Annotated in this window: 21 protein-coding genes; 1 reads left to right on the forward strand and 20 read right to left on the reverse strand. The window is 43.5% G+C overall.

What is annotated here, in order from left to right; all coding sequences use genetic code 11:
* Positions 1–4: 4 nt before the first annotated feature.
* From ACQRD1_RS10350 to ACQRD1_RS10420, 15 genes are all read right to left on the reverse strand, one after another.
* The gene (locus ACQRD1_RS10350; RefSeq protein ID WP_427787490.1) at positions 5–583 is read right to left on the reverse strand and encodes a nucleotidyltransferase family protein; all 579 of its coding nucleotides are present in this window, start codon (positions 581–583) and stop codon (positions 5–7) included.
* Positions 576–2,867 carry a xanthine dehydrogenase family protein molybdopterin-binding subunit gene (locus ACQRD1_RS10355; RefSeq protein ID WP_427787492.1) on the reverse strand — a complete coding sequence of 764 codons (2,292 nt, stop codon included), beginning with the start codon at positions 2,865–2,867 and terminating at the stop codon, positions 576–578. The genes ACQRD1_RS10350 and ACQRD1_RS10355 overlap by 8 nt, the downstream gene beginning before the upstream one ends.
* Before the next feature lie 4 nt (positions 2,868–2,871).
* A complete protein-coding gene (locus tag ACQRD1_RS10360) occupies positions 2,872–3,330 on the reverse strand; it encodes a (2Fe-2S)-binding protein (protein ID WP_235232740.1) in 459 nt (152 codons plus the stop codon).
* Positions 3,330–4,124: an FAD binding domain-containing protein gene (locus ACQRD1_RS10365; RefSeq protein WP_235232741.1), complete on the reverse strand. Its 795-nt coding sequence runs from the start codon at positions 4,122–4,124 to the stop codon at positions 3,330–3,332. The genes ACQRD1_RS10360 and ACQRD1_RS10365 overlap by 1 nt, the downstream gene beginning before the upstream one ends.
* A 23-nt stretch (positions 4,125–4,147) precedes the next feature.
* Positions 4,148–5,548 (reverse strand): uracil-xanthine permease family protein, encoded by a 1,401-nt coding sequence (locus tag ACQRD1_RS10370; RefSeq protein ID WP_427787494.1) that lies wholly within the window; start codon positions 5,546–5,548, stop codon positions 4,148–4,150.
* 81 nt (positions 5,549–5,629) lie between these two features.
* Positions 5,630–6,454, reverse strand: a complete 825-nt coding sequence (yqeB, locus tag ACQRD1_RS10375; RefSeq protein WP_427742415.1) for a selenium-dependent molybdenum cofactor biosynthesis protein YqeB — start codon at positions 6,452–6,454, stop codon at positions 5,630–5,632.
* Positions 6,455–6,457: 3 nt separating this feature from the next.
* A complete protein-coding gene (gene yqeC, locus ACQRD1_RS10380; RefSeq protein WP_427787495.1) occupies positions 6,458–7,156 on the reverse strand; it encodes a selenium cofactor biosynthesis protein YqeC in 699 nt (232 codons plus the stop codon).
* A 123-nt stretch (positions 7,157–7,279) separates the two neighbouring features.
* The gene (locus ACQRD1_RS10385) at positions 7,280–7,858 is read right to left on the reverse strand and encodes a xanthine phosphoribosyltransferase (protein WP_235232745.1); all 579 of its coding nucleotides are present in this window, start codon (positions 7,856–7,858) and stop codon (positions 7,280–7,282) included.
* Positions 7,859–7,945: 87 nt separating this feature from the next.
* The gene (locus ACQRD1_RS10390) at positions 7,946–9,019 is read right to left on the reverse strand and encodes a sulfate/molybdate ABC transporter ATP-binding protein (protein ID WP_235232746.1); all 1,074 of its coding nucleotides are present in this window, start codon (positions 9,017–9,019) and stop codon (positions 7,946–7,948) included.
* A 16-nt stretch (positions 9,020–9,035) separates the two neighbouring features.
* Positions 9,036–9,740 carry a molybdate ABC transporter permease subunit gene (gene modB / locus ACQRD1_RS10395; RefSeq protein ID WP_427787496.1) on the reverse strand — a complete coding sequence of 235 codons (705 nt, stop codon included), beginning with the start codon at positions 9,738–9,740 and terminating at the stop codon, positions 9,036–9,038.
* Between the two features lie 5 nt (positions 9,741–9,745).
* Positions 9,746–10,561 (reverse strand): molybdate ABC transporter substrate-binding protein, encoded by an 816-nt coding sequence (modA, locus tag ACQRD1_RS10400; protein ID WP_347376629.1) that lies wholly within the window; start codon positions 10,559–10,561, stop codon positions 9,746–9,748.
* A gap of 133 nt (positions 10,562–10,694) precedes the next feature.
* Positions 10,695–11,660, reverse strand: a complete 966-nt coding sequence (gene moaA, locus ACQRD1_RS10405) for a GTP 3',8-cyclase MoaA (protein ID WP_427787498.1) — start codon at positions 11,658–11,660, stop codon at positions 10,695–10,697.
* A gap of 16 nt (positions 11,661–11,676) precedes the next feature.
* Positions 11,677–12,705, reverse strand: a complete 1,029-nt coding sequence (locus tag ACQRD1_RS10410) for an XdhC/CoxI family protein (RefSeq protein ID WP_347376602.1) — start codon at positions 12,703–12,705, stop codon at positions 11,677–11,679.
* 10 nt (positions 12,706–12,715) lie between these two features.
* Entirely contained in the window at positions 12,716–13,741 is a 1,026-nt protein-coding gene (locus ACQRD1_RS10415) for a molybdopterin-binding protein (RefSeq protein WP_427787500.1), read from the reverse strand.
* Between the two features lie 169 nt (positions 13,742–13,910).
* Entirely contained in the window at positions 13,911–14,573 is a 663-nt protein-coding gene (locus ACQRD1_RS10420; protein ID WP_235232752.1) for a Crp/Fnr family transcriptional regulator, read from the reverse strand.
* A 181-nt stretch (positions 14,574–14,754) separates the two neighbouring features.
* Between ACQRD1_RS10420 and ACQRD1_RS10425 the strand changes: the two genes are divergently transcribed.
* The gene (locus tag ACQRD1_RS10425; protein ID WP_427787501.1) at positions 14,755–16,083 is read left to right on the forward strand and encodes a Na+/H+ antiporter NhaC family protein; all 1,329 of its coding nucleotides are present in this window, start codon (positions 14,755–14,757) and stop codon (positions 16,081–16,083) included.
* A gap of 75 nt (positions 16,084–16,158) precedes the next feature.
* On the opposite strand, the gene ACQRD1_RS10430 is transcribed toward ACQRD1_RS10425, so the two are convergent.
* From ACQRD1_RS10430 to ACQRD1_RS10450, 5 genes are all read right to left on the reverse strand, one after another.
* Positions 16,159–16,941 carry an arginase family protein gene (locus ACQRD1_RS10430; RefSeq protein ID WP_427787503.1) on the reverse strand — a complete coding sequence of 261 codons (783 nt, stop codon included), beginning with the start codon at positions 16,939–16,941 and terminating at the stop codon, positions 16,159–16,161.
* A 96-nt stretch (positions 16,942–17,037) separates the two neighbouring features.
* The gene (locus tag ACQRD1_RS10435; protein WP_235232755.1) at positions 17,038–17,481 is read right to left on the reverse strand and encodes an Hsp20/alpha crystallin family protein; all 444 of its coding nucleotides are present in this window, start codon (positions 17,479–17,481) and stop codon (positions 17,038–17,040) included.
* Between the two features lie 187 nt (positions 17,482–17,668).
* The gene (locus ACQRD1_RS10440) at positions 17,669–18,994 is read right to left on the reverse strand and encodes an MATE family efflux transporter (RefSeq protein WP_427787506.1); all 1,326 of its coding nucleotides are present in this window, start codon (positions 18,992–18,994) and stop codon (positions 17,669–17,671) included.
* A 150-nt stretch (positions 18,995–19,144) separates the two neighbouring features.
* On the reverse strand, positions 19,145–20,449 hold the full coding sequence (locus ACQRD1_RS10445) for an O-acetylhomoserine aminocarboxypropyltransferase/cysteine synthase family protein (RefSeq protein ID WP_427787508.1): 1,305 nt from the start codon (positions 20,447–20,449) through the stop codon (positions 19,145–19,147).
* Positions 20,450–20,616: 167 nt separating this feature from the next.
* Positions 20,617–21,537, reverse strand: coding sequence for a LysR family transcriptional regulator (locus ACQRD1_RS10450; protein ID WP_347376598.1), 921 nt, complete (start codon positions 21,535–21,537; stop codon positions 20,617–20,619).
* Positions 21,538–21,828: the final 291 nt, after the last annotated feature.

Consider the following 21,828-nt stretch of genomic DNA (forward strand, 5'->3'; position numbering starts at 1 on the left):
TCCCTTAATCCGGACTGACCTGCCCTTTCTCATCAATATCATATAGTTCCTTTTTATCTTCCACCTCTACATATATGCAAGCGTGTCTTCTTATCACTTTCCGCCCGCCTTCATCTCCCTGTAATTCCATAAGTTCTGGAATCAGTCGGGCAGAGAAAAGTGTAGGATTTCCCGGAATTCCTTTATATATTGCAGATATTGTCTCAACGCCTGGCGCTGCCTGATCTGCCAGGCGTTCCAACGTCTTTTCTGTCAGATATGGCTGATCTGCCACGATAAACATAATATAATCCTCTTCTGCAATATTGCCAAGTGCCTGAACTGCCCTTTTCACAGTATAAGACATTCCTTTCCGGCTATCCGGGCTGTCTGCTGTGTGGATTCCTTTTGTTCTTGCATACTGCAAGATCTCCGAATATTGGGAAATCACCAACAGTGAACAATCCTGTCGTTTTTTACAAAACTTAAAAACCATATCCAGACCATGTTGGTACAACGATTTCCCATGAAAAATATGCAATAATTTATTTGAACCAAAACGGCGGCTGTTTCCAGCCGCCAAATATATAATATGCTTATTCATCTGCAAGCCTCATCAGAATCTTTTCCGGAGTAATCGGCAGCGTTCGGTGCCATACTCCTGTTGCATTGTAAATTGCATGCGCCAGTGCCGGAGCCGGTGTGTTAATAACAATCTCACCAATGGATTTCGCACCAAACGGTCCCGTTGGTTCATAGCTGGATTCGAATTCCACCTGCAGATGTCCCATATCCAGACGTGTCGGTACTTTATACTGCATAAAAGAATTCTCCAGGATCCTTCCTGTCGGAGAATAGGTTACATTTTCATAAAGTGCCATACCAATTCCCTGTACCAGTCCACCTTCTGTCTGAATACGTGCCAGATTCGGATTGATTGGCGTTCCACAGTCTACGACTGCAACATAATCCAGCACATCCACCTTTCCAGTCTCTTTATCCAGTTCTATTTCAACCATTCCGACCATATAAGGTGGTGGTGACACAGGAGAGCTATGGGTTGCTGTAGTCTGGGCAGCTATCTCATTATTTGCCATGGATTTTGTAGCAATATCGAATCTTGATACGAAACCGCTGCCATCCAACTTACGAACACCTTCTCCAGTAAATTCCACTTCACTTTCTTCACATTCCAGCATTCCTGCAGCAATCTTGCACAGATTACCTTTCAGTTCTTCACAGGCCATCTCAACTGCCTTTCCAGTAATATAGGTCGTCGATGATGCATAAGACCCAGAATCATAAGGAGAAGAATCCGTATCTGCGCCATAGACCTCTATGTCATCTACCGAACAATTCAGACATTCTGCCGCCATCTGCGCCAGAATGGTATCACATCCAGTTCCCATATCTGCCGCACCGATAATCAGATTATAGAAGCCTTCATCGCCAAGCTTAACGGTTGCAGATCCTACATCCAGATTCGAGATACAGGAACCTTGCATTGCCAGAGCCATACCTGCAGTCCGTACTTTCCCATTCCCCATATCACGAACCGGATATCGCTCTTCCCAACGGAACAGTTCCTTACATTTATCAATACAGCGATCTAAAGCACAGGCATTAGCCTTCTCACCATAATAAGCCGGCATTACCATACCCTCACGGACAATATTCTTCATACGAAGTTCAATTGGATCCATATGAAGACGTTCTGCCAGTTCATTGACCGCACTTTCCAACGCAAAGATTCCCTGCGTTGCACCGTAGCCACGATAAGCTCCTGCCGCCTGGACATTAGTATAGACAACATCATAGGCAAAGCGATGAGCTTCCAGTCCGCCTGTGTAAAGCGGGATAGATTTATGTCCGGACAGACCGACAGTTGTAGGACCATGCTCACCAAATGCACCGGTATTGGATAACGTATAGACATCCAGTGCCCGGATCTTTCCATCTCTGGAAGCTCCCAGCTTTATATGGACTTCCATCTCATGACGAGGAGAGGCTGCCGTCTGACATTCTTCTCTGGTATAGATCATCTTCGCCGGACGCTTCGTCTTCCAGGTCACAAACGCTGGATACACTTCTGCAACTACCGTCTGCTTTGCGCCGAAGCCTCCGCCAATACGCGGCTTTTCCACACGGATTTTAGACTTCGGGATATCCAATGCATTGGCAATGATACGCCGGCAGTGGAATACAATCTGCGTAGAACTGATGACATGAAGTCTTCCATAACGGTCAATCTCCGTATAAGTACGGAAGGTTTCCATCATTGCCTGCTGGCAGGCCTTCACATGATAGGTATGATCTACGATCTCATCACAGTCTGCCATCACTGCATCCACATCTCCATCCGAGGACACCTCACTGGCACATAAGTTTCTCTGATTATCTGCACCTATCGGACACAGGGAACGCCAGTTATCTTCTGGATGTACCAGAATCGGATTATCCTTTGCCGCCCGAAAATCCAGTACCGGTTCCAGCACCTCATAAGTCACCTTGATCATCTTCAATGCTTTATTGACTGCCTTTTCCGTCTCTCCGGCAACAATGGCAACAGCGTCTCCTACAAACCGGACTCTCTGGTCTAACAACAGACGGTCATAGGGAGACGGTTCTGGATAAGTCTGTCCCGCCATGGTAAACCGCTTCTGCGGAACATCTTTATAAGTGTAAACTGCCACAATTCCTGGCACTTTCAATGCAGTATCTATCTTAATCTCTTCAATCAGAGCGTGTGCATGTGGACTTCTCAATACCTTTACTACCAGCGCATCAGACGGAGTGATATCATCGACATAAGCCGGCTTGCCAAGCAAGAGCTGCATAGCATCTTTTTTACGGACGGGCTGACCTACCGTTTTAAACTTCTGTTCCATACTGCTACACTCCTTTCTTCCAGTCCAGGTATGCACGAATTCCACGAAGCTGACCTTCATATCCAGAACAACGGCATAGGTTTCCTGCCAGATATGCACGAATCTCATCATCCGTAGGGTCGGGATTCTCACGAAGCAGCACAATCGTATTCATAACGAATCCCGGATTACAGAATCCACACTGCTCTGCACCCTGATCTGCAATAAAGCCAACGAACTCCTCGGCTTCTTCCTGGAGCCCCTCCAGTGTCTGAATCTTATGGCCGGAAGCCCGCGCTGCAAGCACACTGCAAGATAACACCGGCACATCATCCATCAGAACCGTACACAGTCCGCAATTAGCAGTCTCGCATCCACGCTTCACGGAATAACATCCTTTTGACCTTACAAAATCAATCAGCAGCATATCCGGATCAACTGCTGCCGTTACCTTTTTCCCATTCAGAATCAGTTCAATATCCATTATGATACCTCCTGAAGTGCAAGTGCTGCACGACGTACCAGCACACTGCATATTTTTCTGCGGTAATCAGCTCCGCCTCGTATATTACTTCCAAATCTTGCTCTGGATGCGATATCCTCCGCAAATGCTTCTGCCACTTCCAGAGTAATCCCTTGTGCAAGAATCTGCTTTTCATCGTCAAAAAATACTGCTTTCATCGGACGTGCCCCTACCACACAAGTATAACGTCCTTCCAATTCCGACAATGCACAGGTAAGGACCGGAAAATCTGTCTCTGTATTTCTCATGGACAAATAGACCGTTTTTCTTTCCGTCTTTGGCACAATCACGCGCACTAAAATATCACGGGTCTGACGCGGAAAATCTGCAAATTCTTTCACGCTCATGATTCCTGCGTGATACAACTCTACTTTTGCATCCAACGCCATAAATAATGTCAGAACATCAGAAAATCCAAAACGTCCATAGATGCTTCCACCAAGTGTTGCCACATTACGGAACTGCACTCCTACAATATGCTGAACAGACTCTGCAAGTGCTCCTTGTGTCAGTGCATTCAATCCAGCATGCTTCTCCAGCGCCCGAAGCGACACCATCGCTCCAATCCTGTACTCCTGAGGCGTCTCTTCAATCTGATCTAACCCCAGATCACACAGATCAATTGCTGTACCACGATTGCCACTCTGCATTTTCAGCCATAGCATTCCTCCAAGTACAACATTATTCTTCTTTTGACAAAGCTCATACGCTTCTTCCAGGCTCTGTGCCCGAACATATTGATTAAATGAAAGCATATTTCTACCCTCCGGATGTAATATTACGCTTCCTCTTTTGGAAGCAGAACATTCAGAATAATCGCAACAAATGCGGCCGGAACAATTCCAGAACCGCCAAAAATCAGCTGAACAGCCTTTGGAAGACCAGAAAGGACAGCACTGTTCGCACCAATTCCATATCCAAGTCCAAGTGCCACAGATACAATCGTCATATTACGTGCAGTCAATGGTTCTTTCGTGATCAGCTGAATACCACTCATAACAATAGATGAGAACATAATAACAGCAGCCCCTCCAAGTACACACTGTGGCATGATAGACACAAGTGCAGCAAGCTTCGGCAGCAATCCACAAAGGATCAAGAATATTGCACCACATCCCAATGCAAAACGATTGACGATCTTAGTCATCGTAACAAGTCCTACATTCTGGCTGAATGATGTATTCGGCAATACGCCAAAAAGAGCTGCAAAGCTAGATCCGACACCGTCACACATAACACCGCCTGACAATTCTGAATCCGTTGCTTCCCGACCCATACCACCTTCGATACAGCCCGAGATATCTCCTACTGTCTCAACAGCCGTAACAATGAACATGATTAAAACCGGCACGATCGCGCGCAGATCAAAGACCGGTTTCACCGGCATGATCTGCGGAACTGCAAACCATTTTGCCTGAGCAACCTTGTCCCAGTTCAGGACCCATGCCTTCGTATATTCCACACCATCTGCGTTGACTGCAGTCGTCGGCAAAAAGATTGCCAGCACTGCACAAATAATATATCCTGCAATGATACCGAACAGGATGCAAGAAGAACTGGTCAGTCCTTTTGTTCCATGCTTCAATACCAGAATAATAATCATAACTACCAGTGCAATCAGAAGATTCTCAATAGAACCATAATCATTCGCAGAAGAGCCTCCACCAAACGAACTTACACCTACACCAATCAAAGACAGACCAATCGCGAGTACAACCGTACCTGTCACAACAGATGGGAAGAACCGACAAAGCGGTTTTAAGAACGCACCAAGGACAGTCTCAAAAAGTCCTCCGATCAGACTTGCCCCCATAATTGCACCATAAGCTGCGACACCGCCGCCCATGATCTCTACAACACTCTGGAATACACCGATAAATCCAGAACTGGTTCCCATGATGATCGGCACCTTTCCACCGATAGGTCCAATTGCAAATAACTGTACTAATGTTACAATACCAGCAATCAACATTGCATTCTGAAGCAATGTAACCTGAAGCGCCGCAAAATCTTCTGATCCGCAAGCCGCAGTAATAATAAGAATCGGGGTAAGATTACCCACAAACATTGCCAGAACATGCTGAAGCCCTAACGGAATTGCCTGTTTTAACGGGATTCGCCCCTCAAATTGATATGGACTGCTCATAAGAGTATTTTCATTCGTATTATTTGTTCCCATAATATCCTCTCTCCTTAGAATTTTTACGCAGTCCATTATATCAGAAAACTCTATGAATTTGGGAAAAATTATATTTATCTATCAAAAAAATATTTTTCGATCAAAATCAGAAACGACTACCTCCAGAACGCTTCCCGCGATACACCTTGCCTTATCCGATATTGTAAAGCAATGGCTCAGTTCTTCCTTTCTTGGATCAATGTCTGCAATTTTAAATCCTCTCGGAACCGAATAGCCCTCTCTTAACAGTCCCCGAAGAATTCCCGGAATGGATGCCAACACCGGACATCTGCTTCCATCCGACTGTTCGATCCATGCAATTTCTTCACCCACATTTACAATATCTCCAATCTTACAGATATTATGAAATATTCCTGATTGTGTGGAATGAATTACGCGTTCCGAAGCATAACCGCCAATCATGCCCGGAATTCCAGTATTGGGAATCGCACATCCCTTACGAATCACTCGTCCAAGATCATGTCCTCTCTTCGTCTCGATAACGACATCCACATCTTTTCCTGCTTCGAATCCCGGACCAAGTGCTATAGTAAGTGGTGCCATCTCTCGATGTGTTCCCAGATTTTTCTTTGCCAGAATTGCATCTACTACTACGCGAGAACGCATCTTTTGAATTACCTCTCCCATCGGGTCAACCAGAACCGGAACATTCCCCTCTTCCATGATGTCAAATGCTTCTTTCCAATGATGGATTCGGATTCCTCTCATTCCTTCCACCACGGTCTGTCCATCATATACAGCCTCACAGATGGACACCTGTCTCCGGATTGCAGCCGGATGCGCTGTCTCCAGGACCAGAACTGGAAGTCCCACACTCCACAAGCGGTGAATCGTTCCTGTCGCAAGGTCTCCGCCGCCCCGGACAATGATTAATCTATCCTTCATCTGTCAATTCCTCTCTTCTCCAAAGCTCATCAGAACACAAGAATGAATTCCTTGTTTCTTTAATAGCTTTCGAATCTTTTCAGCCGCCTGCCTTCTGACTTCGTTGTCACACTGATTCAGGACGACATAATAATCTCGGCATCCTACATTCTTCCGGGTTCCTTTATCTGATTCCAGAATGGCCGCCATTCGCTCTGCCGTCAGCAGATCCGTCTTCCTTATTCCCAACAGGCGAGCTGCTTCTTCCTTACGAAAACAAGCTTCTTCTATAGTCTTTCCATATGCAGCCATTCCCATTACACCAACAACAATATCCGAATCCTCTAACAATACCGGCTCATGGTCAGCCGGCACTTTGCAAGGCATCCTCTTTGCTCCGTCCGCCTCAATCAAGATAATATCCGCCAGTTTAGCATACGCTGACAGCTCCTGGGCAGGAAGGCCTGCCAGTTTTCCTTCTTCTGCGGCCTCTCCTACAACCGCATAAGAGCCTTGTCTCCATAAGTTCTGTATTTCTTCAGAACTACATGCCCACAATTTCTCCTTCGGCTTATATATGTGTGTCGTTGTCGTAACAAGCGTCCTGGCTCCAATTTTCGTAAATTGCCTGGCAAGCGCATACATAAGCGTTGTCTTTCCACCTGCCCCGACAAGCGATATCACATGCCCCTTTTCTTTTAAAAATGGAAATCTCTCTAACATCTCTACCGTCCTCTGATATCTATATTTACACCTTATAGGACCTGTCACTTGCAGTTTCTTTCAGATAGATAGAAATACAAAGACAGGTGGGCATTCATCCCACCTGTAATATATCATTCTTTCTTATTCCCGAAATGTAATGGTCTGCGCATCCGCATCCATATCGTCAACAATTGCCAGAGACTCTACTCGTAATCCCTGCTCTCTTAACTTCGCACCACCTTGCTGGAATCCTTTTTCAATCACGATTCCGATTCCCACAACATTCGCCTGCGCTTCCTGAATGATCTTCACCAGCCCCATCGCAGCGCATCCATTTGCCATAAAATCATCAATGACCAGAATATTTTCTCCCGGTTGAATGAAACGACTTGCTACAATTACATCGTATGTCCGCTTATGTGTAAAAGATTCAATCTGCGCGGATAACATTGTACCATCAAGATTAATGGACTGTGTCTTCTTCGCAAAAACGACCGGGCAGTCAAAATACTGCGCCACAATTGCAGCGATTCCAATACCTGATGCCTCAATTGTTAAGATTCTGTCCACTTTTACGTCTGCAAAACGACGCTTAAATTCCTTCCCTATCTCATTGAAAAGCTGGATGTCCATCTGATGATTCAGAAAATTATCTACCTTCAGTACATTCCCAGGCTTAATAACCCCGTCTTTTCGAATACGTTCTTTTAAAAGTTCCATGTCTGTTTGTTCTTCTTTCTATGTTTATTTAAACAAAATTATAACAGCTTCCAGTTTTGTTGTAAATAATAAAGAAAGGAATTTCCTCTAGCAATCATCAGTCAGAAACAGCAGGTATTCCTCTGGAAATTGAAGGTAATCCGGCATTCCTTTTTCACTCAAGACCTCCCATTTGTCTTTTTGAAGAAACCAACAGATATTCTCTGCACGCACATCTTGCAGCTGTTCTGTCTCTGGCTTTAGATAAAAGTTCTTTTCAAATGGAAGATCCGCGGTTCCAGCCACTTGAACTCTGATACAGTTTTCTATTCGTTCTCCCCAGATTGGAAGAAACTCATGGGCCCGAAAGCCGATCCACGTTGTATCCTCAGGTATCCTGTTCCTTGTTTTCAGCTCTACGCCCCAGTCTAATGCCTTTACTGTATGTTCATCCAACCGCTTCGCTCTGGAAAAATTCTTACATCCGGTCAACCGGGCAGCTACTTTTCGTCTCGGATGATCGAAGATGTCTCTGGTCTTTCCACTCGTGACAACTCTTCCCTGATCCAGGATCAACAGATCTTCACTGAACCGATAAATCTCGTCCCGATTGTGGGACACCATAACTACAATTCCATGATATCCTTCCAGCATCTCCATCAGTTCCTGCTGCAGACGGTCTTTTAAAAACATATCCAATGCAGAAAAGGGTTCATCCAGAAGAATCACATCCGGCTCATATGCCATAATTCTAGCAAGTGCAACCCTCTGTTGCTGTCCACCGGACAATTCTCCCGGAAGCCGTTCTTCCAGGCCTTCTAACTGGAATCTTCGGATCATCTCCTGTACCCGTTCCTGCTTCTCCTGCCTGGTTCCTTTTAATCCGGCCGCAATATTTCTGTTCACCGTCATAGTGGGAAATAACGCATAATTCTGAAACAGATATCCGATATTGCGCTTCTGGGGCTTGATATTTACTTTTTGTCTTGAGTCAAACACGACATGATCATTGATGACGATCTCGCCTTCATCTGGAGTTTCAATCCCTGCAATGCTTTTCAATGTCATGCTTTTCCCACACCCGGATGCTCCAAGAATACCAATACGGGAAGCCTCACTCTGGAACCGGATATCCAGGCAGAACTCTCCTAATTTCTTTTTTACATCAACGGTTATTCCCATTTTATGCGATCTCCTTCTACCATCTCTTGATATTCTTCATCTTCTTCCCTGATATCAGGTTCATAAGCACAATGATCACAAGCGCGATCAAAATCACTATTGCAACCCAGATTCCTGCAGTCAGGTAATCTCCATCCTGAATGACCATGGCAATTTTCTGAGAGATTGTTCCAGTCTTCCCTGGAATATTTCCTGCGAGCATGGATGTCGCTCCATATTCTCCCAGTGCACGTGCAAATGTCAGGATCGTGCCAGATGCAATCCCCGGACCCGCCGTCGGGACGACCACCTTCCAGAATATCTGCGTCTCGGACATACCAAGAGTTCTTCCGGCATAGACCAGATTCATGTCAATCTGTTCAAATGCAGCTCTCGCATTTCGATACATCAGAGGAAATGCAATAACGGTCGCTGCTATAATACACCCAAGCCAAGTCTGTACCACTTTAATATCGAATTGTTCATACAGGAAGATTCCAAGAGGCCGCCGCTTACTGAAAAGCAACAACAGGAAAAATCCCGCAACCGTCGGTGGAAGAACCATAGGAAGAGTCAGAATCCCATCAATCACTGCTTTCTTTCCCGGCGTCGTCTTTATCACTTTCCTTGCAGCAAAGATTCCAAGGAAAAATGAAATAATCGTAGCCACCACACCTGTTTTCAGCGATATGATCAGGGGACTCCAGTCCAGATTCTTCAGTATCTCTGTTACTGTTTCCATAAGTTTTACTCTACATTTGTATCAAAATAATATGCATCAAATACAGCTTTTGCTTCGTCAGATAAGATAAACTTTAAGAAATCTTCTGCTGCTTTGGTCTGCGCATCATCTGCTTCTTCATTGAATACCTGAGCGATCGGATAGATTACATTTCCAGTCAGATCATAACTTACTGTTTCCAGAATATCCAAGTCATCTTCATAACCATATGTGTCAGAATAATAGGTTGTTCCTACTTCACAGGACCCTTCTACAACTGCTGCAAGCACTTTGCTTACATTATCCTGTTCACTGATCTCTACACCGCCAAGTGCTTCAGATACCTGTTCTGTTGTAATCGTAGATACATCATCTACAGATTCCAGGATTCCAAGATTGACCAGTGCCTGTCTGGTATATTTTCCTACCGGAACGCTTCCGCCTGCCAGTGCGATGTTCTCTGCATCTCCGATATTCTCAAGTCCTGTTACCTTGGTTCCACTGTCTTTCAATGTAACAACTACCACCTGGTTATTCACAACATTCGCTCTTGTTCCATCTACGACCAGCCCGTCTTCTTCCAACTGATCCATCTGTTTCTGTGCTGCTGAAAAGAAGATATCACATTCATAACCTTCTTCAATCTGAGTCAACAATGTACCAGAACTGTCCGCATTATAAGTAATCTTTACTTCCGGATGTTCTTCGTTGTACATCTCGGCAAGTTCTGTCATAACGGTATTCAGGCTGGCTGCAATGAATACCTGAATCTCTGTCTCTTCCGCCGTTTCACTGCCTGTTTCTTCCTCTTTTGCTCCACAAGCTATCAGTCCTGCTGCCATAGCAACGACTACTGCGACTGCTGCGAGTCTCTTCATTAATGTTCTCTTTTTCATTTACTTTCCTCCTGATCGCGTGTTTTTCATTTTTTATTTTGAACACATTATTTTCTGATACAGATTCTTACACCTATATCTAACCACCTATAGATGACATTTCTTTTTGTTCCGTAATCAGCTCCTGTATTTCAAACTTATGTGCTGCCGGTTTATTCTGGATAGCAAGTGCCAGCCGGCGCCGGACCTCTTCTGTATCATTTGCCCGCAATGCATCTCTTACGGATATCCGGTCCTCATAGCAAAGACAAGATTTAATCTCCCCAGTGGAAGTCACACGGATTCGGTTGCAATACTGGCAGAACTTCCCATGCATTGCGCTGATAAATCCTATGCTTCCTTCATATCCCGGCACCTGATAATAGACTGCCGGACCATTTCCGTGAACTTGCATATCCTTCTTCAGCGGACCGTAACAGACTTCCAGTTTGCGAAGAATCTCTTCATTCGGTATCGACTCATAGTTTCTTCCATATCCAATCGGCATCATCTCAATAAACCGGACATCCAGCTTACGTTCTTTTGCAAGAGAAGCAAGATTCATCCATTCATCTTCATTCTGTCCCTTTTGCAGAACGACATTTACTTTTAATGGAATCTGCTCTCTTAATGCGGCCTCGATTCCATTCAACACTTTCTTCAGATCATCTCTCCCGGTGATATCATAAAAATGCCGCGGATTGAGTGTATCCAGGCTGACATTCACACCATCTAACCCATGATCTTTCAATTCTTCGACATATTCTTCCAGATACACGCCATTGGTCGTAAGTGTAACTTGTTCGACCCCAGGAACACTCTTAAGCATCCCCACAAGGGACGGACATCCCTTTCGGACAAGCGGTTCTCCGCCAGTCACTTTAATCTTGCGGATTCCAAGTTCTGCCGCTTCAATTGCCAGTGCTTTTATCTCTTCATAGGTAAGGATCTGCTCCATCGGAACCCAGGATATCCCGTTCGGCATACAATACCGACACCTAAGATTGCATCTGTCGGTAATCGATATCCGCATATAATCGATGGTTCTTCCCTGTCCATCCAGCATTCCTGCACCTCCTGTCCTATATCAATTCCAACAACAGGCTGATCACGCCTCCGCAGACCATGCCTTCTTCTTCGGCATCATTGCCTGTCATATCCACCTGACAGATACGTGCCTTTGGCATGCCTGCCTCAACCATGAGCCGTGCTTTCTGTATGACATTTGCTTCCATACATCCGCCGCCAATCGTTCCGATACATTTTCCATTCCGCAGAATCAGCATCTTCGTCCCGACCCCCCGCGGTGCAGAACCCTTTCTCGCAACAATAGTTGCAAGTACTTTGGGGCTATGATCCGATTCCTGTTCCAGGATTGCTTTTATCATTTCTTTCGTGTATCCTCCGGATCTCTTCTGTCGATTCTTTACTTGTATGATCTCTGCCATAATTGCAACCGCAATTTCCACCGGCGTTTCTGCATTGATGTTCAGCCCGATTGGCGTATAAACGGCATCCAGCACAGCTGAATCGATTCCTTTTTTCTTCAGATTTTCTTTCACCATAGCCGTTCTTTTCCGGCTTCCAATCATTCCTATATAAGCATGCTCTTTTTGCGCAATCTTTTCCAGGCAGATCTGATCATATCGATGTCCTCTGGTCACGATCACAAAGAAAGTATCGGCACTGCCAGAGACCTTCTCAAGCCCTTCTTCAAACGGCTCACAGATGACAGTCGTAGCTCCTGCGCGTCTGGCATCGTCTGCATAAGATGGACGATCTTCCAGCACTGTCACTTCACATCCCATCATGACTCCTAACATAATTACCGGAATAGACACATGTCCCCCACCACAGATTACGATTCTTTTATCCTCTCCCAACAGATCACAGAACACCCGATGACCTCCCAGTTCAATGACTCCACAATCTCTAAGTTCCTGAATCTCTTTTTGATATTCTACAAAGAATCCACCTGGCCTGCTCTCCCAGACAATCCTGCCTTCAACAGTTATTGCTTTTTCCGCAAGGAACTCTTCATCGATTACTGTCAGGACCATCCTGCGTAAATCAGAATCCGTCTGCTCTATCGCTTCAAACAATGTCTTCATACAGATTCACCTACATTCCTTTTCCGAAACCGCAATTCGGAAATGTGCAGACCGGACATGACAGACACAAGCCTCCTTGTCCCAGACAGTTCAGATCGTCTGCCGTTAGTTTTTCATCGGTCATAATCCTCGGAAGCACCAGATCAAATATCGTCCTCCTTGAATACATCACGCATCCTGGGAGTCCCATGACCGGAATATCTCCCTGATAATATGCCAAGAGAAACATAGCTCCCGGAAGCACCGGCGCACCATACGTCACAATGTCTGCTCCTGTATTCTTGATTGCAAGCGGTGTCCGGTCATCCGGATCTACGCTCATGCCGCCAGTACATATGACCATATTACATCCCTTCTCGAGCATAACCTTGATCGCTTCCGTAATCATTCTATGATCATCATCACAAATCACATGATCTGTCTCTGTAATCCCATACTCAGCAAGCTTCTCCTGGACTACCGGAGTAAATGTATCCTGAATCCGTCCTCGATAGACTTCGCTTCCTGTTGCAATGATTCCAACCTTTTTCTTCGTATAAGGGCGAATCTGGAAGATTGGCTCCTCTCCAGCCACCTCTTCTGCCTTCTTCATCTTGTCCTCATGAATGACCAGCGGAATCACCCTGGTTCCTGCGATCTTATCTCCTGCTTTTACCGGAAAGTTCCCATGGCGGCTGGCGATCATCATCTCTCCCAGTGCATTGACACGATTCAGCTTGTCTATATCTATCTTCAGTACACCATCCATATCTGCAATCAGCTCAATCTTTCCTTCTTTTACTTCGGATGGATGCATTCCATTGCCCTGACAGATCTTCCTTAATATCTCCGCTGCTTCATTCTCATGTAGCATACCTTCTTCTTTTTCCCAGATATAAAGATGTTCTTTTCCTACGGACAGAAGCACCGGAATATCCTCTTCTGTCACTACATGACCTTTGCGAAATACCGCATCTTTGGTCACACCTTTTATAATCTGCGTAATATCATGGCATAATACCTGTCCTACTGCGTCTTCTGTTTTTACCAGTTTCATCTTGATTCCCTTCTTTATGATTTTTATAACAAAAACCATCGGCCTGCACCGATGGTTCTTGTGAATTCTACATTCATTCAATCTTTGCTGCTCTGACCAACATAAGTATAGCAAAAATGCAGTCGCATTTACGTTGTCCAGGCAACTTTTATTCTTAGATTTTCCATATCTATATCTGCAACAAAATAAAGTGATTTTTCCTTACAATCAATAATCCCTCTTTTTCCATCTTCTTTAATTCATGGGACAGCACGCTTCGATTCAGTCCCAGATAATTCGCCAGCTGTTCCCGATTAAAGTCTATGTCAAATTCATTACTTTTATATCGGATCTTCTGTATCTTCAGGTATTTTTCGATCTTTTCCCTTACGCTTTTCGATGATAATATCTCGATCTTACGATATTTTCGGATATCTTCGTTGGCAAGAAAGTACACGATACGCTGATATAGAAATATCCGATCTGCCTCTTCCAGCATTCCCGGTTCCTCAATGTATCTGACCGGGAACCAATATACAGTCGATGGCAGCGACGCATACATGGTGTATGGACTTGTCTTTTTCAGGCTCACTGCAATCTCCAGACCAACCATATAGGATCTCTTGAGCTTCTGTACCATCTGTTCTGTCCCATCAGAATAATACTGCACTTTACAGATCTCACCGGAAAGAAGGATTCCCACTTCATCCACTCTGTTCTTTTCTTCAACAACAATTTCATTTTTCTGATAATTTTTCGTCTTTCCATTCAAACGAGAGAGGATATTTTTTACCTTTTCCTGATTCATCTCACAGAATAATAGACAATGATATAATTCATTCCTCATTTCCATAGACAATCTCTCCTCACATTCTTGATTTTTATTCTACAACAAAAAGCGCTCCCAATCCAGTTTATCGCATCAAATCGTTAACAAGAGCTGTTGACTTTATAAGATGTCCATGTTATGGTACAGAAACACATAGTTATGAAATATAAAAAAGAAAGAAAATGTATGTACAAAGAGAGGTAATATGGAGAAGAAAATTAGTGGGAAGGCATTCCTTCCATTTGGGGTTTTTGTTGGGGTATATCTGATCACTGGTATCGTTCTGAATGCAAAGGGAGTGGAAATGGCATTCTATCAGCTTCCCACTCCGGTTGCAGCGGTTATCGGCGTTATAACTGCATTTATCTTATTCAAAGGAACGATCAATGAGAAGCTGGAGACATTCTTAAAAGGCTGCGGTCACACCGATGTTATGACGATGTGCTTTATCTTCTTATTTGCAGGTGCATTTACTACTGTATCCAGTGAGATGGGCGGTGTTGACGCTGTGGTAAATCTTGGCATGTCTGTTCTGCCGCCGCAATTCGTTGCTGCAGGTGTATTTGTTATCTCAGGGTTCATCGGAATCTCTACCGGAACATCTGTGGGGACGGTTGTTGCGGTCACTCCAATCGCCATAGGGCTTGCCGAAGCCGGCGGCCTGAATGTATATCTGGTCGTTGCAGCAACCATCTGCGGCGCCATGTTCGGAGATAACTTGTCTATGATCTCAGATACGACAATTGCAGCGACCCGCACACAAGGCGTAGAGATGAAGGATAAGTTTCGTTCCAACTTTGCGATCGCACTTCCGGCTGCGATCATCACTGTTGTACTTCTGCTTATCTTCGGAAGGCCAGATGTTGTGCCGGAAGCTGCCGAGTATTCTTTTAGTTTTATAAAAGTATTGCCGTATGTATTCGTTCTTGGGACATCGTTATTGGGACTGAACGTGTTCCTCGTGTTGACCGGAGGAATCGTATTTTCAGGCGTAATCGGTATTGCAATGGGAAGCTTTACAATCCTGGAGTTCGCGAACCATATCTACACCGGATTCACAGGCATGTTTGAGATCTTCCTGCTCTCCATGATGATGGGCGGTCTTGCTTCCATGGTACAGGAAGAAGGCGGCATCGAATGGGTATTGCAGAAGGTTCGAAAAGTCATCAAGAACAGGCACACCGCAGAAGCAGGGATTGCTGCCATGGTCTCTGTGGCAGATATTGCAACAGCCAATAATACCGTATCCATCCTGGTGACCGGCAATGTAGCAAAAGAATTAAGTGAAGAATATGATGTAGATCCAAAACGTACCGCATCCTTACTCGACTTATTTGCCTGTGTCTTCCAGGGAATCCTGCCATACAGTGCACAGATTCTGTTTGCCTGCGCAATGCTTGAGAATCTGAACAGCCCATTCCAGGTAATCTCCTTCTGCTGGTACCAGTATATCGTGGCAATCATTGCGATTCTTTCTATATTATTTACTGGGAAATCTAAGAAAAAGCATGCAAAAGAGGCGGCTGAAGTATGATAGGAATTGTCCTCCCCGGTGAAAGAAAAAATCTATTTATTTTATTTGCATTTTTAGCTAATATTCACATTGTTTTCAATACTTATATTTATCAGAAAAATATTTTGAAAGAAAATGATACAAGATTGCATTGGTCGTTCCATTCACTTTTTCATCTTCTATAAGCTGCGAAAAAGGCTCTTCCAGACTACATTCTCCACAGATATCAACTCCGATTACTTTCTGATGACGAAAAACTTCCGAAAGCAGCTTCTGTAAGGTATCTACGGACATACTGCCTTGGTTCCAGTTGGTTCTTGCGCCATACCGGTCCAACACATCTTTGTCAATGGAAATATATGCAGGAAGTTCCTTTTGTATCTGATTCAGGTCTTTTTCAATTGTCTTGGCTTCTATCTCCTGCATGCTGACACAGACTAATTTTTCCTTAAATTTTTCCGGTATTTCCCTTATACTTTCCTTATTGGGTCCTATTAAAATTAATTGCTTTAAATATGGATTATCTGAAAGCATCTCACCTGCCCAACTTCCACAACTCGTCAACTCATGTATCATAGGCTGCTGCATATCATTATGATAATCGAACAATACCAGGGAAAATGGAACCCGAATCTTCTCCGCGAATAACTTTGTAACATAATGATAGTTCCCATTATCCAGAAAATGGATCCCTCCCGGCCCATATGAAGTCAGCCGCTTTCGGATCTCTCGCTTCGCTTCCACCGTGCAATACATATTCGTACCTCTGATGTCACTCAGATCAACTCTTCGGATATCCTGAACTTTACTCTCAATATATTCTGGATAAACATGTGTAAAATCAAGAATCAAATTCTGCGCCTTGTCCAACTCTTTCACACCTCTTTCTTCAGGAATCTGACACACAGTAATAAACTGAAAAAGGGCCGCATATCCGCAATAGCAGGTATGCAGTCCCGTATACTCAAGAATACTTTATCCTTCGATAGCGATATAGTGCTTCTTCTCTTCTACCGCCTTTTTGTCATCTTTCGGCATTTTGAATGACAAAATACCATTTTCATACTTCGGATGGATATCCTTCTCTGTCACATTCTCGCCCACATAAAAGCTTCGACTGACACTTCCGGCATAACGCTCACGTCTTACGTATCTTCCATCCTCGTTCTTTTCATCCTTATTGAGTCCCTTAGCAGCGCTGACAGTCAAATAGCCATTCTCCAGCTGCATTTGAATCTCATCTTTCTTAAATCCCGGCAGGTCGATATCCACTTCGTAACCAGAATCTGTCTCCTTCACATCTGTCTTCATCAGATTGCTTGCATGCTTTCCATACAGTACCTTATCAACATTCGGAAATGCAAAATCATCCATAAAATCATCAAACAAGTTTTCTCCAAAAATACTAGGCATCATCATAAGTCATATCTCCTTTCAAATAGATATAAAAATTGTTTCAGCACTATCGGAGAAATCCGAGGTGTCGCTTTCAGAACATATGAATCGGATTCAATTTTTATCCTTTTTATTTGTTCTATATGTACTATAACACCTATATTATCTTTCGTCAATAGAACTCTCTAATATTTTTGTGAACATTCTGTGATTAATTCAATGAATGATTCCCACCAATTGCCACCAGCATCAATAATGTAGTAATCAATTCTGCCGCCGGAAACGCCAGCCAGATTCCTGTCATTCCAAACAACCATGACAGGACATATGCACATACAATAATTGCCACCACGCCTCGTACAATAGATGTAACAAATGCCCATTTTGCAGATTCTGTAGCGCTTAGATATCCTGTTCCTACAATATTGAAACCGGCAAACAGAAATCCCACAAAATACAACCGCACTCCTTCCAATGCATAAGCTGCCATCTTCACATTGTGTTCACTGTTAAATATATTCACAATTGGCTGTGTGAAGCAAATCGCGACAAATATAACCAAAAGGGCCAGAATAATCGCAGTCCCTATCGACAACTTTAAGATCTTCTTCACAGAAGTTCTGTCTCCTTTTCCATAAGATTCACTCAGAAGTGGCTGTGCACCCTGGGACACTCCATTAAAAATAGAGGTCGCTACGATTGCCGTATTAGCCACGATACCATAAGCTGCCACACCATCATTGCCTGCCAGTCCCAGAATCAGATAGTTGAACACGGCTGTCGTCACACCGGAAGACAACTCTCCGATAAATGCTGCCATTCCTAACTGACACGCTTCTACAATTCTTCTAACAGATGGCCTCTGCCAGATGAATCTCACCGTACTTTTTTTTGAGAAAAAGTGGGTACAACATATCAGAATTCCAACCACCGGAGAAAATGCCGTTGCCAGTGCCGCTCCGGCCATTCCCATTTCAAGTGGAAACATAAGCACATAATCCATTACAATATTAAATAAACTACTGAAAAGTGTCGCCTGCATTGCCCTAGAAGGATTCCCGTCATTTCTTACGAATGCATTGCAGATATGATTTCCCATAAAAAAGGGGGCAAACATAAGAAAGATTCTGGTATACGGTGTACCAATCTTTACAATCTGCGCATCTCCACCCAGCACAGCGATCAACTGTCCCGGTACCAAAGCACCTACCAACATGAATAATGCCCCTAAAATAACCGCGAACATCACAGCATTGGAAAAATACAGCTCCGCTCTCTCATCATTTCTGGCCCGCAAGATGTTAAATCTGGTCGCCGAGCCAACTCCTATCATTGCGCCAATTCCAAAAATCAGGCTATACAACGGAAGCACCAGATTCAACGCTGTAATTCCCCCTGCGCCTTCTGCCCGTGAAATAAAGAAAGTATCCGCGATAACATATGCAGAGATTCCTATCATCCCCAATATATTCTGCGATACATACTTTGCAAACTTTCTCTCTGTCGAAATTTTTTCGATTCTATCCATACCGTTCATGATTGCCCCAAAACCTTTTCTATCTCTAAATACTTATATTAACCCAAGTATCAAAATTGTACACCGCCTCCTTCATTTTTACAATACAAATCGAGCCCATGTTTCTCCTAACCAAAAAACATGGGCTCAAACATTATAGTATCTATATTATTATTTCACTGCTTCAAATGCTGTATCTAATGCTGCGATCAGATCTTCCACCTTCTCAATACCGATAGACAGACGAATCGTATTCGGTTTGATTCCCTGATCCAGAAGTTCTTCTTCTGTACACTGGCTGTGTGTAGTTGTTGCAGGATGAATCACAAGTGATTTTACATCTGCTACGTTAGCCAGTAATGAGAAGATTGCCAGATTGTCAATGAATTTCTGCGCTGTCTGGGCATCTCCCTTGATCTCAAATGTAAAGATAGAGCCGCCTCCATTTGGCAGATACTTCTTATATAATTCATGACTCGGTTCACTCTCCAGTGAAGGATGGTGAACTGCTTCCACCTGTGGATGATGTGCCAGATAATCTACAATCTTCAATGCATTGCTTACATGACGCTCTACACGTAATGACAATGTCTCCAATCCCTGTAAGAACAGGAATGCATGGAATGGAGAAAGTGTTGCACCAGTATCACGCAGGATGACTGCACGGATATAGGTCACAAAAGCTGCAGAACCAGCCGCATCCGTAAATGCCACACCATGATAACTTGGGTTTGCTTCAGATATCCATGGATATTTGCCAGATGCTTTCCAGTCAAAGTTACCGCTGTCAATAATAACACCGCCGATGGCTGTTCCATGTCCTCCGATAAATTTGGTTGCAGAATGAACAACGATATCTGCACCATATTCAATCGGGCGAATCAGATAAGGAGTTGCAAAAGTAGAATCAACTACCAACGGAATATTGTGCTTATGTGCGATTTTTGCCAATTCTTCCAGATCAATCAGGTTCGAATTGGGATTTCCAAGAGTCTCTACAAAGATTGCTTTTGTGTTTTCCTGAATTGCTGCCTCAAAAGAACCTTCTACTTCCGGATCAACGAAGGTTGTTGTCACTCCATTGGTCAATGGCAATGTATGTGCTAATAAGTTATAAGTTCCTCCGTAAATAGTCTTAGATGCTACAATGTGCTCTCCTGATCTTGCCAGTGCCTGAAATGTATAATCAATGGCTGCTGCACCAGATGCTACTGCAAGTGCTGCGACACCGCCTTCCAGAGATGCAATTCTCTGTTCGAATACATCCTCGGTAGGATTGGTAAGTCTTCCATAGATATTACCTGCATCACGAAGTCCAAATCTGTCAGCTGCATGCTGTGAATTGTGGAATACATAAGATGATGTTGCATAGATAGGAACTGCTCTTGCATCTGTAGCCGGATCTGCCTGTTCCTGTCCGATATGTAATTGTCTTGTTTCAAAACCCCAGTTTTTAGAATCTTTAATATTTGCCATTTTCATGTCCTCCGATCTATTTATTTTTTGCTTGTTTTTTATTTTCTGTAATCATACTAACACGATAGGTTTAATATGTCCAATATACAAAAAAAATATCTAGTTATAGTTTCAAGCTATAACTAGATACATCACAACTGACAATAAGACAAAATCGCCCATTCCAACTAATCAATATTCAAATAACACTTCAATTTCTCTATATACAGTTCTCCAACTTTACTCAGTATCGTATTCTTTCTCACAATATATCCTATCTCCATGACACTGTTGGGATTCTGCTCGTCATCGTGGAACGGAACTGCAACAAAATCACTTCCATTCAGTTCTTCGCATATGATTCCGGAGCAAAGTGTATATCCATTCAAGCCAACCATCAGATTCAGCATTGTGGCCCGGTCATTTGCCTTGATTGTCTGTGAATATTCATTCGTGGACAAGATTTCTTCTGCAAAATAAAATGAACTATTGTCCCCCTGTTCAAAAGATAAACATGGATAACCATCCAACTGTTCAAAGCTGATGGACTCCTGATTTGCCAAGGGATGTTCCCTCCACAGATATACATACGCCTGACAGTCGATTAGATGGTGGAATTCCAGCCCGGCAGATCTCAGAAGCTTTTCCATTGATTTTCGGTTGAAATCACAAAGATACAGAAGACCAATCTCACTTTTCATGGTACTGACATCGCTGATTACTTCCGCCGTCTTTGTCTCACGGATTGCAAATTCATACTCTGACATATCAAATTCTTTCGCCATATCTACAAATGCCTTCACTGCAAAGGAATAATGCTGGGTAGACACACCGAATTTTTTCTTATAAGATCCACCTTTTCCGTATTTTTCCAACACACTTTCATATTGCCCATATATCTGCTTTGCATAGAGAAGAAATTCTGTTCCATCGTTAGTCAGCGTAACTCCTCTTCCGCTCCTGAAAAACAAAGTGATTCCCAGTTCTTTCTCCAATTCCTTCATGGCATTGGTCAGTGAAGGCTGGGATACATATAATTGTTCTGCTGCTTTATTTAATGATTTTGTCTCTGCAATTGTTATAAAATAATTTAACTGCGTTAAAGTCATACTCGTTTTTCCTCTATAAAGTCTTAATCATATTACCTGTACAGAATTTCACAAATTCATTGTAACATATATATTTCTGCTTCGCCATGCGATGTCCTGACAATTAATTTTACGAATTATAATCATCCAGGAAATTGTGCTTTTCACCATCTATCTGATATCCAATTACTTTTCTCAGATTAATACTCTTTACACTGGTGACATGCTCCCACCACTTAACGTTGTTTGAGGTGGGGGCTTCTTACTCAATGCCCCCGAATGGGGCAAGTATCAATAAGCTATCCCCGCCTG

This window comes from Bariatricus sp. SGI.019, assembly GCF_050315235.1.
In the GTDB taxonomy this organism is placed as follows: Bacteria; Bacillota; Clostridia; order Lachnospirales; family Lachnospiraceae; genus JAFBIX01.